17 protein-coding genes are annotated in these 16,056 nt (G+C 63.4%); 6 read left to right on the top strand and 11 right to left on the bottom strand.

Going from position 1 to position 16,056, the window contains the following annotated elements; translation table 11 throughout:
- Positions 1-3: 3 nt before the first annotated feature.
- On the top strand, positions 4-1,182 hold the full coding sequence (locus tag OVA00_RS23325) for an aminotransferase (protein WP_034798874.1): 1,179 nt from the start codon (positions 4-6) through the stop codon (positions 1,180-1,182).
- Between the two features lie 21 nt (positions 1,183-1,203).
- Here the strand turns inward: OVA00_RS23325 and OVA00_RS23320 are convergent, their stop codons facing one another.
- Positions 1,204-2,094, bottom strand: a complete 891-nt coding sequence (locus OVA00_RS23320) for a DMT family transporter (protein ID WP_442780548.1) — start codon at positions 2,092-2,094, stop codon at positions 1,204-1,206.
- On the opposite strand from OVA00_RS23320, the gene OVA00_RS23315 reads away from it, so the two are divergent.
- Positions 2,048-2,182, top strand: a complete 135-nt coding sequence (locus OVA00_RS23315) for a hypothetical protein (RefSeq protein ID WP_256385289.1) — start codon at positions 2,048-2,050, stop codon at positions 2,180-2,182. The two genes, OVA00_RS23320 and OVA00_RS23315, sit on opposite strands and share 47 nt — an antisense overlap.
- Positions 2,183-2,240: 58 nt before the next feature.
- On the opposite strand, the gene OVA00_RS23310 is transcribed toward OVA00_RS23315, so the two are convergent.
- The 6 genes from OVA00_RS23310 to OVA00_RS23285 all read right to left on the bottom strand — a co-directional run bounded on the left by OVA00_RS23310 (position 2,241) and on the right by OVA00_RS23285 (position 8,371).
- Entirely contained in the window at positions 2,241-3,674 is a 1,434-nt protein-coding gene (locus OVA00_RS23310; protein WP_060582996.1) for an aldehyde dehydrogenase family protein, read from the bottom strand.
- Between the two features lie 16 nt (positions 3,675-3,690).
- Positions 3,691-4,425, bottom strand: coding sequence for an MBL fold metallo-hydrolase (locus OVA00_RS23305; protein ID WP_268090361.1), 735 nt, complete (start codon positions 4,423-4,425; stop codon positions 3,691-3,693).
- A 4-nt stretch (positions 4,426-4,429) separates the two neighbouring features.
- Entirely contained in the window at positions 4,430-5,530 is a 1,101-nt protein-coding gene (locus OVA00_RS23300; RefSeq protein ID WP_112983527.1) for an ABC transporter ATP-binding protein, read from the bottom strand.
- A complete protein-coding gene (locus tag OVA00_RS23295) occupies positions 5,527-6,318 on the bottom strand; it encodes an ABC transporter permease (protein ID WP_268089678.1) in 792 nt (263 codons plus the stop codon). Before OVA00_RS23295 ends, OVA00_RS23300 begins: the two co-directional genes overlap by 4 nt.
- 2 nt (positions 6,319-6,320) lie before the next feature.
- Entirely contained in the window at positions 6,321-7,202 is an 882-nt protein-coding gene (locus OVA00_RS23290; protein WP_268089677.1) for an ABC transporter permease, read from the bottom strand.
- Positions 7,203-7,276: 74 nt separating this feature from the next.
- Entirely contained in the window at positions 7,277-8,371 is a 1,095-nt protein-coding gene (locus tag OVA00_RS23285; RefSeq protein ID WP_034798957.1) for an ABC transporter substrate-binding protein, read from the bottom strand.
- Positions 8,372-8,490: 119 nt separating this feature from the next.
- Between OVA00_RS23285 and OVA00_RS23280 the strand changes: the two genes are divergently transcribed.
- The gene (locus tag OVA00_RS23280) at positions 8,491-9,108 is read left to right on the top strand and encodes a TetR/AcrR family transcriptional regulator (RefSeq protein WP_034798885.1); all 618 of its coding nucleotides are present in this window, start codon (positions 8,491-8,493) and stop codon (positions 9,106-9,108) included.
- Between the two features lie 51 nt (positions 9,109-9,159).
- Positions 9,160-9,552 (top strand): YybH family protein, encoded by a 393-nt coding sequence (locus OVA00_RS23275; RefSeq protein WP_034798887.1) that lies wholly within the window; start codon positions 9,160-9,162, stop codon positions 9,550-9,552.
- A gap of 8 nt (positions 9,553-9,560) precedes the next feature.
- Here OVA00_RS23275 and OVA00_RS23270 read toward each other — a convergent pair whose 3' ends face one another.
- The 4 genes from OVA00_RS23270 to OVA00_RS23255 form a co-directional block, all read right to left on the bottom strand.
- Complete coding sequence (locus OVA00_RS23270) at positions 9,561-9,710, bottom strand: hypothetical protein (RefSeq protein ID WP_034798890.1); 150 nt, start codon at positions 9,708-9,710, stop codon at positions 9,561-9,563.
- 134 nt (positions 9,711-9,844) lie between these two features.
- Positions 9,845-10,759 (bottom strand): transglutaminase-like domain-containing protein, encoded by a 915-nt coding sequence (locus OVA00_RS23265; protein ID WP_034798891.1) that lies wholly within the window; start codon positions 10,757-10,759, stop codon positions 9,845-9,847.
- A 284-nt stretch (positions 10,760-11,043) separates the two neighbouring features.
- Positions 11,044-12,357: an NAD(P)/FAD-dependent oxidoreductase gene (locus OVA00_RS23260; protein ID WP_268090360.1), complete on the bottom strand. Its 1,314-nt coding sequence runs from the start codon at positions 12,355-12,357 to the stop codon at positions 11,044-11,046.
- Positions 12,354-13,721: a glutamine synthetase family protein gene (locus OVA00_RS23255; RefSeq protein ID WP_034798892.1), complete on the bottom strand. Its 1,368-nt coding sequence runs from the start codon at positions 13,719-13,721 to the stop codon at positions 12,354-12,356. The genes OVA00_RS23260 and OVA00_RS23255 overlap by 4 nt, the downstream gene beginning before the upstream one ends.
- A gap of 189 nt (positions 13,722-13,910) precedes the next feature.
- On the opposite strand from OVA00_RS23255, the gene OVA00_RS23250 reads away from it, so the two are divergent.
- Together OVA00_RS23250 and OVA00_RS23245 are read left to right on the top strand one after the other, a co-directional pair.
- A complete protein-coding gene (locus tag OVA00_RS23250) occupies positions 13,911-14,603 on the top strand; it encodes a GntR family transcriptional regulator (protein ID WP_060520336.1) in 693 nt (230 codons plus the stop codon).
- A gap of 317 nt (positions 14,604-14,920) precedes the next feature.
- Positions 14,921-16,024 carry a M24 family metallopeptidase gene (locus OVA00_RS23245; protein ID WP_192444552.1) on the top strand — a complete coding sequence of 368 codons (1,104 nt, stop codon included), beginning with the start codon at positions 14,921-14,923 and terminating at the stop codon, positions 16,022-16,024.
- Positions 16,025-16,056 lie beyond the last annotated feature (32 nt).

Here is a 16,056-nt window from a genome sequence, read left to right as displayed (position 1 = left end):
GTCATGCCGCATTTCAACCCGCTCGTCGAAAAGCTCTCGCCGCCGCCCGTGCCCTCGGTGCTGGCCTGGGCGAAATCCTACGACGGCTCCCGTGGCCCGCTGATCGACCTGTCGCAGGCAGTGCCCGGCTATCCCGCCCATCCGGACATGCTGGCCTGGCTCGGTGAGGCTGCAGCCTCAACCGCTTACACCGGCTATGGCGCGATCGAGGGCGAAGCGGAGCTGCGTGAGGCCTATGCGGCGCATGTCGCCGGCCTCTATGGTGCCGCGGTCACCGCCGACAACATCCACATCACCTCGGGCTGCAACCAGGCCTTCATCTGCACGGCAATGGCCATTGCCGGCGCGGGCGATACGATCCTGATGACCAACCCCTATTACTTCAACCAGGAAACGACGCTGTCGATGCTCGGCATCAATGTCGAGCTCGTACCTTGCGATGCCGGCGCCGGCTTCCTGCCGGAGGTCGATGCAATTGCCGCGGCACTTCACCCCGGCATCCGGGCGCTCGCGCTGGTCTCGCCCAACAATCCGACCGGCGCCGTCTACCCGCCGGAGCTGCTCGCCCGTATCTACGAGGCCTGCCGTGCCAAGGGCGTCTGGCTGATCCTCGACGAAACCTATCGCGACTTCCTGCCCGATGCCTCCGCAGCGCCCCATGGCCTGCTGGCCACCGAAGGCTGGCAGGATAGCTTCATCGGCCTCTACAGCTTTTCCAAGTCTTTCTGCATCCCGGGCCATCGCCTGGGCGCGATCACCGCCGGCCCTGCCGTCATCGAGCAGGTGACGAAGATCATGGACAACCTGCAGATCTGCGCGCCGCGCTCAGCCCAGGCCGCGGTCGCGAAGGCAATTCCGGCTCTTGCCGACTGGCGTCAGACGAACCGCGCCGAAATCGCGGCACGAGCCGATGCGCTGCGCGACGTCATGAGCCGCCTGCCGAAGTGGAAGCTGCAGGCGGTCGGCGCCTATTTCGCCTATGTCCGCCACCCCTACCCGGATATCGATTCGCAGTTCATCGCCGAGAAGCTGGCCAAGCTCGCCGGCGTCGTCTGCCTGCCCGGCGACTATTTCGGCGAAGGCCAGGAGAACTACCTGCGCTTTGCCTTCGCCAATGCCGACGCCGAAACGATCCGCAAGCTTGAAGAGCGGCTGGCGAACTTCACGCCACCCGGTCTCTGATCGGAACGTAGTCGCGCGGCGTTATCCGCGCCGCGCGATCAAAATGCCGACAAGCACGATCGCCCCGCCGATCGCCTGCATCAGCCCGACCGGCTCGGCAAGCAGGAGCCAGGCGAGGATCGCCGCCACGACCGGCTGCAACAGCAGGGTCAGCGACGAAAATGCGGGCGGCAGATAGGCGAGTGCGTAGGTGATCGCCACCTGCCCGCCGGCATGGCTGACGAAGGCGAGCCCGAAAAGCATCGCCCAGCCGAAGGCGGTCGGCGGCAACAGCGACGGCTCGAACAGGACGGCCATCGGCAGCATGCAGATCGCAGCCGAAGCCGTGCTCCAGATCATGATGCGCACGGTGCTGAACAGGCTGCGCAGCTGCCCGATCGCCAGAATATAGCCGGCGTAGAACATCGCCGCGACGACGGCCACGCCATCGCCGAGCAGATTGCCGTCACCCAGCGCCATCGGGCCGCCCTTGAGGATCACCACGCCCGCGACTGCCGTTGCGAGGCCGAGGGCGAAGACGGCGCTGACGCGTGAGCGAAACAAAAGCCAGCTCGTGAGCGTCACGAAGACGGGCGCGAGATTGGCAAGCAGCGTGGCGTTGGCGACCGATGTCTTGGTCAGCGCATAGTGCCAGGCACCGAGATCGATCGCGAGAAACACGCCCGGCAGGATCAGAAGCGCATATTCCGAGAGCTTTTCCGGTCGCCGCCCCCCGGCGCCCTCGGGACGAAACCAGGTCCAGGCGAGAAGCGGGATCAAGGCCAGCGCCACGCGCCAGAAGGCGGTCGCCATCGGCCCGACTTCCGACAGCCGCACGAAGATCGGCGAGCCGCCGATCGCAGCGCCGCCGATGAGAAGGGCAGCCATGGCAACGCGATTATGGGAATGGGAAGCTTGGGTCACGGGAGGCATCCGGAAGGGCGCGGTCGTCTGGGGCGGTAAGCCGACGAGCTACCAGATGCGGACGACCGGTGACAGCCCTGCAAGCGCCGAAGCCTGAAAGAAAAAACGGCCGCCGCAGATTGCGACGGCCGTCGTTCAAGGACGTAGCGCTGTATTCAGGCAGCGTCGGGAACGTGAACGGTCTTCACTTCGAGGAAGTCCTCAAGGCCGAACATACCGCCTTCGCGACCGTTGCCGGACTGCTTGTAGCCGCCGAACGGGCTGCCGTAGCGGTGCGGCCCGCCATTGATGTGCACCATGCCGGCGCGCAGGCGTCCGGCGACGCGCTCGGCCCGCTCCGGGTTGCCCGTCTGCACATAGGCGGCAAGGCCGTAGTTGGTGTCGTTGGCAATCGCGATCGCCTCCTCCTCGGTGTCGAAGGGGATGATCGCCAGCACCGGACCGAAGACTTCCTCGCGGGCGATGCGCATCTCGTTGTTGACGTCGGCAAAGATCGTCGGCTTGACGAAGTAGCCGGTCTCGAAGCCCTCCGGCTTGCCGGCACCGCCGACGAGCAGCCGCGCGCCTTCGGCAATGCCTGCTTCGATCAGCGCCTGCACCCGGCCGAACTGGATGTGGCTGACGAGCGGGCCGATATGGCCGCCCTCTTGCGTCGGGTCTCCGACTTTCGCCTCGCGGCCGACGCGCTTGGCGATCTCAACCACCTGGTCATAGACGCTACGCTCCACCAGCATGCGGGTCGGCGCGTCGCAGGACTGGCCGGAATTGTTGAAGCATTCGAGCACGCTGCCGGTGACGCGGTCTTCGAGATCGGCGTCGGCAAAGACGATGTTCGGCGACTTGCCACCGAGCTCCAGCGTCACGCGCTTGACCGTTTCGGCGGCATCCTTGCTGACGGCGATGCCGGCGCGGGTCGAGCCGGTGAACGACATCATGTCGATGTCGGGATGCTTCGACAGCGCGGCACCGGCGTTGATGCCGTCGCCGTTGACGAGGTTGAAGACGCCGGCCGGGAAGCCCGCCTCATGCACCATTTCAGCGTAAAGCATGGCGTTGAGCGGCGTGAACTCGCTCGGCTTCAACACGCAGGTCGAGCCAGTCGCGAGCGCCGGCACCACCTTCAGCGCGATCTGGTTGATCGGCCAGTTCCAGGGCGTGATCAGGCCGCAGACGCCGATCGGCTCGCGCAGGATCACGTCGCCGTTCGGCAGCCGGTCGCGGGTCTTCAGGCGCTTCAGCGCATCGATGAAGCCCTGCAGGTGGCCGACGCCGACATCGGCCTGCTGCTCACGGGTCATAGTCTTCGGCGCGCCGAGTTCCATGGTGATGGTGTCGACCATCTCGTCATAGCGGCGCTTGTAGACGGCAAGCAGCTTTTCGAGCAGCGCCAGTCGCTCCTCGACGCTCGTCCGGCTATAGGTCGCAAAGGCCTTCTTGGCCGCGGCAACGGCCCGGTCGATGTCTGCGGCCGTGCCCATGGAGATCACCGCAACCGGCTTTTCCGTTGCCGGGTTCAGGACCTCGAGGTCGTTGGCGACGATGGGATCCACCCAGGTGCCGTTGATGTAGAACTTGCGTTTGTCGAGCATTCGCTCCTCCTTCCCGTCAGTTTGTCTTTTGTTTTTCGGCAAGCCATTCAAGGATTAGCGCTCGGTAACGCTCACCCGAAAAGCTCGGAAAATGTCCGCCGTGAACGATACGCGCGGGTATCTTCAGCAGCCGTTCCATCGACGCCAGATAGTCGTCGGCGTTGGAATGATAAGTGTCCTCGATCAGCGGGCCATCGTAGAGGATGTCGCCGGAGAACAGGATCCCGGTCTTCGCCTCGAAGAGCGCAATCCCGCCGGGCGAATGGCCGGGCGTGTGGATCACCTGGAAGACGCGGTCGCCGAGATCGATATGGTCGCCGTCTTCGAGCAGCCGCGTCGCCGGCGCCGCCTTCACCGCATAGGTGGTGGAGGCGTAGGGCTCGGGCGGCAGCGCGTCGAAGATCTCGTCGGCGACGTAGGGGTTTGCGAGCGTGTTCTTGCGCGTCGGATGCGCCAGCAGTTCCGCCTCGGCCGAATGCACGTAGCGGCACTCGAACTCGTGATGGCAGCCGATATGGTCGAAGTGGGTGTGGCTGGCGACGGCGTCCAAGGCGCGTTCGGTGACGAGGGGCACCCATTGCCGGAGCGACACGACACCCATGCCGCTATCGACGAGCATATCGCGGTCGCGGCCGCGCACATGCCAGATGTTGCAGCGGTAGAATTCCTGGATATAGGGCTCATCGATAGCGGTGACGCCGTCGTCGAGCCGCCTCACCCGGTACCAGTCCTGAGGTGCAATCCTTTGCATCATGCTACGCATGTCCACCCGTGGCGGGCAAGGCTACGACGTCGGCGGCGCGCACGGCAAGCGGCACAATCTCGCCCTCGCGCACGCTTGCCGATTGCGGCAGGTGCGCGACCAGCGCCCTCGTGTCCGCCGCACAGGGCTGCAGGTGGCAGCGGTAATGCGTGCCGAAGAAAGCGCTGCCGGCAACCCGCGCCTCACCAAGCGCCACTGTCGGACCCTCTGCCTTGTCGTCAGCGCGGAAGTGTTCCGGCCGGATGGTGAGCGTAATCCGGTCGCCGGCCTTCGGCGACGATGCGGTAAAGTTGCCGGTCGGCAGCGCCAGGCTGCCGAGCGGGGTTTCGACACGGGCGGAGCTGGCGTCCGCCGCCGCCACACGGCCGGAAACGAAATTGACCTCGCCCATGAAGCCCGCCGAAAACAGCGAGCGCGGGCGCATATAGATCTCCGATGGCGGGCCAAAATCCTCGATACGGCCCTGGTTCATCACCACGATCCGGTCGGCGATCGCCATCGCCTCTTCCTGGTCGTGAGTGACGTGCACGAAGGTCGTGCCGACGCGCTTTTGGATCGCCTTCAGCTCGTCCTGCATCTGGCGGCGCAGTTTCAGGTCGAGCGCGCCGAGCGGTTCGTCGAGAAGCAGCACATCCGGGTCGACGGCAAGCGCGCGGGCGAGCGCCACGCGCTGGCGCTGGCCGCCCGAGAGCTCGTGCGGCCGCTTGCCGGCGGAAGCCTTCAGACCGACGAGATCGAGGAAACCGAGCGCCTTTTCGTCCCGCTCGGCCTTGGCAAGGCCGCGCATCCTGAGGCCAAAACCGACATTGTCGACAAGGCGCATGTGCGGAAACAGCGCATAGTCCTGGAACATCGTCGTCGTCGGACGCTTGGCCGGCGCCACATAGGTCATGTCCTGCCCCGCGATCGTCACGCGTCCCGCGCTTGGCGACTGAAAGCCGCCAAGGATCGACAGAAGCGTGGTCTTGCCGCAGCCGGACGGCCCGAGCAGCACGATGAACTCGCCAGCCCGGATATCGAGGGAAACGTTATCCAGGGCCGTGAAGGCACCGAAGATCTTGCTGACGTTTTCGATCGAGACAGGAGCGGTCATTGTTTTTTCGTCCTTCCGAACAGGGAAAGCTCAAGGATGAGGAGCACGGCGACAGAGGCTAAGAACACCAGCGAGCCGATGGCATTGGTTTTGGGGTTGAGGCCGGAGCGCAGCATGCTCCAGATCTCGACGGGCAGCGTCACTTCGAAGCGCGACAGCAGGAAGGCGATGATGAACTCGTCCCAGCTGAAGGTGACGGAAAGGAAGAAGGCAGCAAGGATCGACGGCATCAGCATTGGCGCCGTCACCAGCGCCATCACTTTGAAATCGTTGGCGCCGAGATCGCGCGCCGCCCGCTCGATGTTGATGTGATGATCCCCCATCGAGGCATAGATGATCGCAAAGCAGAGCGGCAGGTTGATCACCACATGGCCGATGCCGACCGTCATCAGCGACAGCGGGATATGCAGCGCGTTCATGAGCGACAAAAGGCCAAGCGCGATGATCAGGTAGCTGACCGTCATCGGCGCGATCAGCAGTCCCCTTTGCAGCGCCGAGCCGGGCAGCTTGTAGCGCGCGAGCGCATAGGCTGCGAGAAAGCCGAGCAGCACGGAGATGACCGAGGAGACGAGCGCCACGACCATCGAGTTACCAAGCGCTGCCATCAGCTTGCGGTCGGCGAAAACCGCCTCGTACCATTGCAGCGAAAAGCCGTTGAACGGCGGCACCGGCAGGCGACCATCCTGGAACGAGAACAGCACCAATACGGCAACCGGCAGGAAGATGAAGGCATAGACGAGGACGAGATAGGTCCAGGAGAGCACGCTTGCGGAGATCTGGCGCAGCATCGTCAGGCCCTCTCGATCTTCAGCCAGCGAGCGCAGGCGAGATAGGCGACGGTGACGGCGAGCATCAGCACGATCGACAGCGCCGCTGCCATCGGGAAATCCGCCCGGCGCCCGAGCTGCAGCATGATGATCTGCGGCAGCACCAGCTCGTTGTTGCCGCCGAGGATCTGCGGCGTGACATAGTCGCCGATGCAAAGCACGAAGGTAAGGAAGGCGCCGGTCATGATACCGGGCAGCGTCAAGGGCAGCACCACATGCCAGAAGGTCTGGAAGGCATTGGCGCCGAGGTCTGCGGCCGCGCGGCGGTAGTTTGGCGAAAGCTGGATCAGGTTGGAATCGATCGTCAGCGTCAAAAGCATGACGAAGAAGTGCACGAAGCCAATGACCGTGGCCGTGCGCGTGCTCGCCAGCTCCAGCGGCTCGGAGATAAGGCCGATGCTCATGAAGACCTGATTGATTACACCGTTCTTCGATAACACCAGCAGCCAGGAATAGGAGCGCACCACATAGGAGGTCCAGAACGGCAGGATCGCCAGGATCAGCGCCATGCGCTGCAGCCGCTTCGGCACGCGCTCGGCGATGATCCAGGCGAGCGGATAGGCGAGCAGCACCGAGATCACCGTGACGATAACGGTGATCTCGAGCGAGTTGACGAGCCCCCGGAACAGCGCGTTTTCGGAGAAGAAGCGGACGTAGTTGTCGAAGTTCCAGGCATGGACGATGTCCCGCCCTTCCCGCTTCCAGAGGCTCATCGCCGCCATGAAGGCGAAGGGCACGACGAAGAAGGCGACGGTCCACAGAAGCGCTGGAGCAACGAAGCCCCAGGCCTTGCGCCGGTCGGCGTCTTCAAGCGCTGTCGCTGATGTCAAAGCGGTGTCTGCCATTACCGTCCCAGATCAAAGGATTTCGGCGAGCGAAGAAGAAGGGCGAGCGCGACACATCGCGCCCGCTGCTTTCATTACTGCTGCAGCATTTCCGTCCAGGCGTCCTGGAACTGCTGGTCGAGCTCGGCCGACGGGATCGGATAGAGCTGCGTCTTCTTCAGATATTCGGCCTGCTCATTGAAGCGCAGTGCCGCCTTCTGCTGGTCGGTCAGGTGTTCACCCGCCTTGGCATTGGCCGGCATCGCCCAATAGCAGGATGAGGTCGCAAGCCGCGCCTGGCCCTCGGGGCTCACGATGTACTGTACGAACTTCAGCGCCAGATCCTGCTTGGTCGAATCCTTCATCACGCCGATCGACTGCGCCCAGCGCACAGCGCCCTGCTCGGGGATGGTCCAGTCGAGGCTGGGCTTATCGGCCGAGAGAACAGCGGTGATCCATTCGCCGCCGCCGACGAGAATGTCGACTTCGCCGGTCGCAAGCGCGGTCTGCGAGGAGACGACGTCGCTCACCTGCTTGGAAACGGCCCGCATTGCCGCGAGCTTTTCCTTGATCGCCGGCATGTCCGCGTCACTCAGATCGGCGGTCTTCTTGCCGAGGCCAAGCCCGACGAGACCGATCATCGGCAGATAGTAGTCGTAGAGCGCTATGCGGCCCTTGTATTTATCCGACCAGATAACCGAAAGGTCCTGCATGTCCTTCGGGTCGACCTTGGTCTTGTCGTAGGAAATCGTGTTGTAGCCGAACTTCTCGGTGACGGCGTAGGTCTTGCCGTCCTTGGTGTTGTTGGCCTCCATGCGCACTTCCGGGAAGATGTCGGCGGTCGGCAACGCATCGGCCGGCATTTCGGCAAGCAGATCGAGGTCGATGGCCCGGTGCACGTCGACGCCGTCGATCACGAGCACGTCCCAGTCGCCCGGTTGCGACTGGTCGAGGATCGAGAGCCCTGCCCCGGTACCCTCATAAACCTTGACGTTGACCTTCACGTCATTGGCCTTCTCGAACGGCTCAAGAAGCGCCGGATCGGTGTGGTCGCACCAGACGAGCGCATTGAGCTCTTCCTGGGCAAAGACCGGCGCGGGGGCCGCGACCGTCGACAGAGCGGCGATCGCGATTGCGGCCGTGGAGGAGAAAAAACGGCGCAGGCGCGCACCGTCACGAACTGACTGCATCATGCTGTTGCCCTCTTGTTTTGACGCTCGTTTCGGCGTCTTCAAAAAAAGATTGAATGAATTCATTTTTTAAGTCAATCTCAATTTTGAACCAATTCATAATTCGGGGAAACACTGGAATGACAGGGCTGCGCGCACGGCAAAAGGCGGATCGCAACAGGCGAATTCTCGACGCCGCCGCCGCGCTTTTTCGCGAAGTCGGCTACGACAGCGCACGCATCGAGGACATTGCCGAGCGCGCTGAAATTTCGGTCGGAACCTTCTACAACTACTATGAAAACAAGGGCGACATCCTGCTCGCCACCGTATCGATGGAAGTCGAGGAGGTGCTCGCCGGCGGCGGATCGATCGTCGACAACCCGCCCGCCTCCGTCATGGGCGCACTCGATGCGCTGATCGGCGAATACTACGATCACTCGCTCCACTATCTCAGCAAGGAGATGTGGCGCACCGCCATGGCGATCGCCATCCAGCAGCCGGAGAGCCCGTTCAGCAAGCGCTACACCGAACTCGATCGTCGGCTATGCGAGCAGGTTTCGACGCTGATCCGCAAACTTCAGGCCAAGGGCGTCGTCGCACTTGATGTCGATGCCGAGGCGGTCGGCGAGATGTTCTTCAACAATCTCAACATGATGTTCACCGAGTTCGCGAAGCGCGAAACCATGTCGCTCGACGATCTCAAAGCGCGCGTCTCACGGCAGAACCGCCCGCTGGCGACGCTCATTGCAGTGCGCTGACCATCACGAAGACCACCGGAGCAGTCTGCTTCCGGATAAAGAGGGAACCCCATGAAAAATCTCGAACAGTCGGTGCTTCAGGCCGCCGACCGGCTGGTTGCCGCTTTCGCCAGGCATGACCGGACAGCCTATTTCTCCGCGTTCGCGCCGGATGCGACCTTCATCTTCCACACGCTCGACCGACCGCTGAAAAGCAGGGCGGAGTACGAGGCCGAGTGGTCGCTTTGGGAGGAACGGGACGGTTTTCGCGTGCGCGCCTGCCGGTCGAGCGAGCGAAATGTGCAGACGGTGGGCAATGTCGCGGTCTTCACCCACCGGGTCGAGACCGAACTGGAATTCAATGGAGAGCCCGCAACCGCGGACGAACGGGAAACGATCGTGTTCGAGCGGAAATCGTCAGGAGAGTGGCTTGCCGTGCACGAGCATCTGTCACGGCAAAGCTGAGGCTGCCGTCAGAAGGCGCCGACCACGACGGCGCTGACGAAAGAGAAGGCGGCAACGATGGCAATTGCGTGCGGAACGAGATGAACATGTGAGCGGCGTTGCGGTGTGGTCCCGTAGAGTGCGTAGCGGGACTGGATCATCGGTTTCGCTGCGTTCATCGCGTCTCTCCGTTCCTGCGAGGGCCACGGCCCATCGACTGTCTTGTTCTCCTATATTTTCCATTGAGTTTGTAGATATTAAATTCCGCAAATCGCATAAATCGTAAAAAATCGGTTCGCCGCCATCGCGCTCATCAATGGCGGTTGCGGTCGCGGTCCTGAAGATGCTTCGCCCAGGTTTCGCTGAACCATGGGGTGAGCAGCGAAACGTCGGAGGCGCGATGCGAGCCTTTGAGCGCGCTATCCGTTTCGACGCAGGTCCAGACGGTGAAAGCGGTGAGCTCATGTTTGCCGAAGGTCTGGATCAGCGGAATGTCGGCGGCATCACGGCCGCGGGCAACCGCGATGCGCCCCGCCCGCCGCTGGTTGTTCTTGGCGTCGAACGTATGCCAGCGATCGCCGAGATAGACCTCGAACCAGGCATTGAAATCCATCGGCGCAGGATGTTCGCTCGCGGGGATATCGGCCATATAGCCGTTCACGTAGCGCGCCGGCATGTTCATGCAGCGACAGAGGGTGATCGCCAGATGGGCGTAGTCGCGGCTGACACCGACGCGATCCTCATGCGCCTCGAGTGCCGTGCGCATCGCCTGCGCATAGCCGTAGCTGAAAACGAGGCGTTCATGGACATAATCGCAAATCGCCTGGACGCGCTCCCAGCCGGCTGGCACATCGCCGAACAGACGCCAGGCAAGCGCGCCAAGCCGGTCCGTTTCGCAGTAGCGGCTGGCTGCAAGATAAGGCAGCCACTCGGCGGGCAGGTTCTCGACCGGCACCGCATCCGCCAATGGGTCCGTGGCGTCGAGCCTGCCGTCATCCTCTATCACCGCATCATAGCAGAGCTTGAAATCGCCCTCGGGCACAGTCATCCGGAAGCAGGTGTTGCCATGCGGATCAGTGATCTGCTCCATCTTCACGATCGGCGAAGAGACTGGACCATGCTCGCGCCGCAGGCATGAGCGCCGTTCCGGCACGACGGAAAGATAGGTCATCATCGGGGTCGGCTGCGGGCAACGAATGCCGATTTCATAGCCAAAGCGCACGAACATCGCGAGGTCTCCCAGGAAATCAATCGGGAGCGATAGGCTCCCCGTTTGCTTGCCCGCAGCGACAGGCGGGCGATCCTTGGTGACCGATTCAGCAAGCGCCAGATGCGGGCGGTCACAGGGCAGAGACGCAAAGGCCCACTTTGAGATGGCGGACCCCTGCCGCAGAAGGTCGATACTATCGCATCGCTAATCAGGACGGAAACACATTCGACGCGAGATCGACCGCTGACCGCCGCCGAGACGGCGGTCCGCCCGGCCAAAACGCCGCTGCGCGCGGATTGTTCCTAGAGCCCGGCCGCGTCCTTGAACTGGTACCACCAGGAACCGATGGTGGAATACTGCGCCCGGAACATGCGCCCGCCCGGGAACGGATACCAGGGCAGCTTCTCGAAGACGTCATAACGCGTGGTGTCGCCGTCGATCGCCTCGGCGAGCGTGCGGCCGAAGAGGTGCGAACCGGTAACGCCGTGGCCGCTATAGCCATGGGCGAAATAGGTGTTGCTGCCGATCCGGCCCATCTGCGGCACGCGGGTGAAGGAGAGCGCGAAATTGCCGCTCCAGGCATAGTCGATCTTCACGCCCTTGAGCGCGGGGAACACCTTTTCGAGATTGGGCTTCAGCTTGGCGACGACATCGGCCGGATCGGTTCCGCCATAGACGGTACCGCCACCGAAGATCATGCGCTTGTCGGCCGAGAGCCTGAAATAGTCGAGGATATAGCGCACGTCCTCGACGCACATGTCGCTCGGGATCAGCGAATGGGCAAGCTCTTCGCCGAGCGGCGCCGTGGTGATCATCTGCGTCGAAACCGGCATAACGCGCGAGACGAGCTTCGGCACGGCATCGCCGAGATAGGCATTGCCGCAGAGAACGACGATGCGCGCCGAAACCTCGCCGCCTTCAGTATAGACGGTCGGCCGCGCCGCCTCGTGGTCGACACGTGTCACCGGCGACTGTTCGTAGATCGTGCCGCCAATGCTTTCGAAGGCACGGGCCTCGCCGAGCACCAAATTGAGCGGATGCATGTGGCCGCCGGTCGTATCCAGCATGCCGCCGCAATAGGCATCCGACTTGACGAGCTTGGCGAGCGCGTCACGGTCGAGCAACTGGTGATCGTCCATGCCGTATTTGCGCCAGAGCGCCTGCTTGGCCTCGAGCTCCTTCATATGCGCCGGCGTATAGGCGGCGTAGATATTGCCCGGCTTCAGGTCGCATTCGATCTGGTACTGGCTGACGAGGCGGCGGATGATCTTGCCGCCCTCCTGCACCAGCCCGCCGATGAAGCGCGCCGCATCCTCGCCGTAGCGGCGCTGGATGGTCGCGAGACTGGCATTGAGGCCGTTGACCACCTGACCGCCGTTGCGGCCCGAAGCGCCCCAGCCGACCTGCGCGCCCTCGATGACGACGACCTTGTAGCCTTTTTCGGCAAGGTGGATCGCCGTCGACAGACCGGAATAGCCGGCGCCGACGACGCAGACATCGGCCTCGACCCGGCCCCGCAGCCGGACCGGCGTGCGGATGATGTTGCGGGAGGCGGCGTAGTAGCTGGTCGGGTAGCTGCCGTCACCGGCATAGGATTTCTGTTTGGTAAGCATCAGACGATTTCCAGATAGGCGCTGAATTCGTAGTCCGTGACCTGCTCGGCAAAGCCCGCGATTTCCTGGCGTTTGCAGGCGATCAGCATCGAGCGCAGCACGGGATCGAAGATTTCGGCGGCAATCGGTCCTGCCTCGAAGCTGTCGACCGCTTGCCCCCATTCCGAGGGAATTTTGGGCAGTTTCTCCGCTGCATAGGCCCGACCCGAAACCGGCGCCGGCGGCTTCCACTTGTTGCGGATGCCGACCAGGGCAGCACCGAGGATCGCGGCGATGACGAGATAAGGATTGGAGTCGGCACCGGCGACGCGGTGCTCGATACGCCGCGCGGCAGGATTGCCGCCGGGAATACGGATGGCCGAAGTGCGGTTCTCGTAACCCCAGCAGACGGCGGTTGGCGCGTGCGTATCCGGCCGCAGTCGCCGGTAGGAATTGAAATGCGGCGCAAACAGCAGCGTCGTCTCGGCCATGCCGCGCAGTAGACCGGCGACGGCGTTCTTCAGCATCGGCGAGCCCTCGTCGCTGCCGTCGTTGAAGACGTTGTTGCCCTCCTCGTCGAGCAGGCTGAAATGGATATGCATGCCATTGCCGGAACGGGTGCCATAGGGCTTGGCCATGAAGGTCGCGGCGAGCCCATGCTTGCGCGCCACGCCCTTGACAATGCGCTTGAAGAAGATCGCGTCGTCGGCCGCCTTCAGCGGGTCGTCGGTGTGGAGCAGGTTGATTTCGAACTGGCCGATGCCGTTCTCGGCGATCGCCGCATCCGCCGGCACGTTCTGCCGGGCGCATTCCTTGTAGACGTCGGAAAAGAACTCGCCGAAATCGTCGAGTTCGTCGATTGAGAGGATCGCATCGGAATCGAGACGCTTGCCGGTATAGGGCGAGATCGGCGGCACTGCGCTGTCCGGCTCCGGGTCGATCAGGTAAAACTCCAACTCGGTCGCGACGACGGGGCGAAGGCCGAGCTCCTTGTACTCACGCACGACCGCCGCCAGGGCCTGGCGCGGATCGGCGAGGAACGGCTTGCCGTCCTCAAGCTGCAGCCAGAGCGGCACCAGCGCGCTCGGCCGCGAGGTCCAGTTGACCGGCAGCGCGCCGCGGCCAGTGACACCGCAGATGCCGTCGCGGTCGCCGCTAGCAAACACCTGCTCGCTGTTGATGATGTCCTCGCCCCAGACGTCGACACCGACAATCGAGAGCGGCATGCGGATGCCGCCGCCGAGCACCTTGCCCGCCTGCTCCACTGGCACGCGTTTGCCCCGCATGATGCCGTTGAGGTCGCAGACGACGGCCTGGATGCTTTCGATCGGCCCGTTCTGCTCGAGCCATGCCTTGAATGCGCTGGGATCTTCCGCGTCGAGCGACATATCGCAAATCTCTTTTTGTGATCACATTTTCAGAAAGTTGACATAATTCGGGAATTGGAGTCAAGCAGCGGCAGTGCTATCAGGCGTTTGACGTAGAGCGGGACGCGGAAAAGTGTATGCAGGCGTTTGCCAAACACCGCTCTCGCTGATGAGAAAGCCATCGCAATTCGGGCAAAAGGACATGCGCACTTGAAACCCCTTGTCTTACCGCCGCTTGCGCGCCCCGACGGCATGACCACGCATGACTATGCCTTTCACCGGCTGCGCCAGGCGATCATGGTCGGCGCGTTCCGACCCGGCACCTCCGTCACCATCCGCGGTCTGGCCGAGGCGCTTGAAAGCAGCCCGACCCCGGTGCGCGAGGCGCTTAGACAGCTGACCTCGATCGGCGCGCTGCAGTTCCTCGAAAACCGCCGCATCGTGGTGCCGCACATCACGCCCGCCCGCTTCGAAGAACTGATCTCGTTGCGCATCGCGCTCGAAAGCCATGCGGCTCGCCGGGCCGTCGCTCATCTTTCCGAACGTCAGATCGAGAAGATCACGGCGATCGACGACAGCATCGAGACGGAGATCCGTCGGGGTGACAAGGTGGCGGCGCTGATCGCCAACCAGGCGTTTCACCGGATGATCTACACGGCCAATCCCGATGCGGTCGCCATGCCGCTGATCGAGAGCGTCTGGCTGCAGCTCGGCCCGATCCTCGGCATCGCCATGGAACACGTGACCGAACTCTACGTGGTCGACCGCCACCGCGAGGCAATCGAGGCGCTGAGGCGCCGCGATGAGAACGCTGCTGCCGACGCGGTCGCTGCCGACATCCGTGAGGGTATCGGCGGCTTCGACCAGCAGGCGGTTGCACGGTTGCTGCGATTGGCTGCCTGAGGCGATGCCGTCACAAATTTTAGTGTGACTAAAATTCCGTATTGACAACGCTCAGCCGCAGCACCAAAGTCGTGCAAATACAGACGCATAGCGACGGGAAGCGACCAGCCTCCCGGCCTCATGTTCGTGCATTCGAGGGGGAGGTGTCCGCTTGAAGAGCCAAAGATCCAAGTCCCGCCGCAAGACAGGCGCGGGCCTCAAGCATTCCCCATAGCCGACGACGCGCCGATCTCCGGTGCTCCTTTCCCCCTCACCTTCGGCCACGGCCGCATGACCGGCTGTGGCATCTGATTTCTCAAGCCAGAATTGGAAACACCATGAAGGAACTCACCAAGAGCCGTTTTGCAGCACTCCGCCGCACGATGGCCGAAAGCAATGTCGGCCTCGTCGCGTTGGCGCCAGGATCGCATATGGATTGGCTGATCGGCTACCATCCGCATCCCGACGAACGCCCGTGCCTGCTGCTCATCGGCCCGGAGAAGGAAGCGTTCCTGATGCCGGCGCTCAACGCCGAAGGCACGCGCGAGCACACCGATATCGCCTTCCACAACTGGGCCGATGACGTTGGCCCCAGCGACGCCCTGACCGCAGCGCTTGCCGATGTCGGCGCCGCAAAGCCCGGTCGCGTCGTGCTCGACGAAACCATGCGCGCCGATTTTGCGCTGCTGCTGATCGATGCGCTGCCCGCCGATACCGCGCGCGAATTCACCCCGGCGACGCTCGGCGCACTCCGCATGCGCAAGGACAAGAGCGAGTACGCGCTTCTGAAGATGAACGCCGGCATCGCCGATCGCGCCATGCAGGCGGCATTCTCCAAGATCCGCCCGGGCATGACCGAGAAGGAGCTGGCCGCCGACATCCGCGCGCACTTCGCCTCGGAAGGTGCTGCACCGGCCTTCTGGATCGTCGGCGCTGGCGGCAACGGCGCCTTCCCGCATCACTCCGCCAGCGAGCGGGTGATCGAGGAAGGCGATGCCGTCGTTATCGACATCGGCGGCCGCAAGCAGGGCTTCCCGAGCGACATTACGCGCATGGCGATCGTCGGCCGCGCGCCCGAAGGCTACGGGCAGATCCACACGATCGTCGAAAGGGCCGTCCAGGCGGCACTGAAGGCGGCTCGCCCGGGCGTGCTCGCCAAGGAGGTTGATGCTGCTGCCCGCAAGGTGATTTCGGACGCCGGTTATGGCGAGTACTTCGTCCACCGCACCGGCCACGGCATGGGCATCGACGGCCACGAGCCGCCCTACATCACCGCGACCTCGGAAACCGTGCTCGAAGAAGGCATGGTCTTCTCGATCGAGCCCGGCATCTATCTCCCCGGCCGCTTCGGCATCCGGCTCGAGGATATCGTTATCCTCCGGGAGGATGGGCCGGAGGTTCTCTCCTCGCTCCCCCGCGACGTTCACGTCGCGAAGGTCTGATCAAAGTTGCGGCGCCCCAGGGCGCCGCTTCT

This window comes from Ensifer sp. SL37, assembly GCF_026672675.1.
GTDB classification, from domain to species: domain Bacteria; phylum Pseudomonadota; class Alphaproteobacteria; order Rhizobiales; family Rhizobiaceae; genus Ensifer; species Ensifer adhaerens.
The sequence above is the reverse complement of the archived record's forward strand: the minus strand, read 5'-3'. Positions and strand labels throughout refer to the sequence as shown.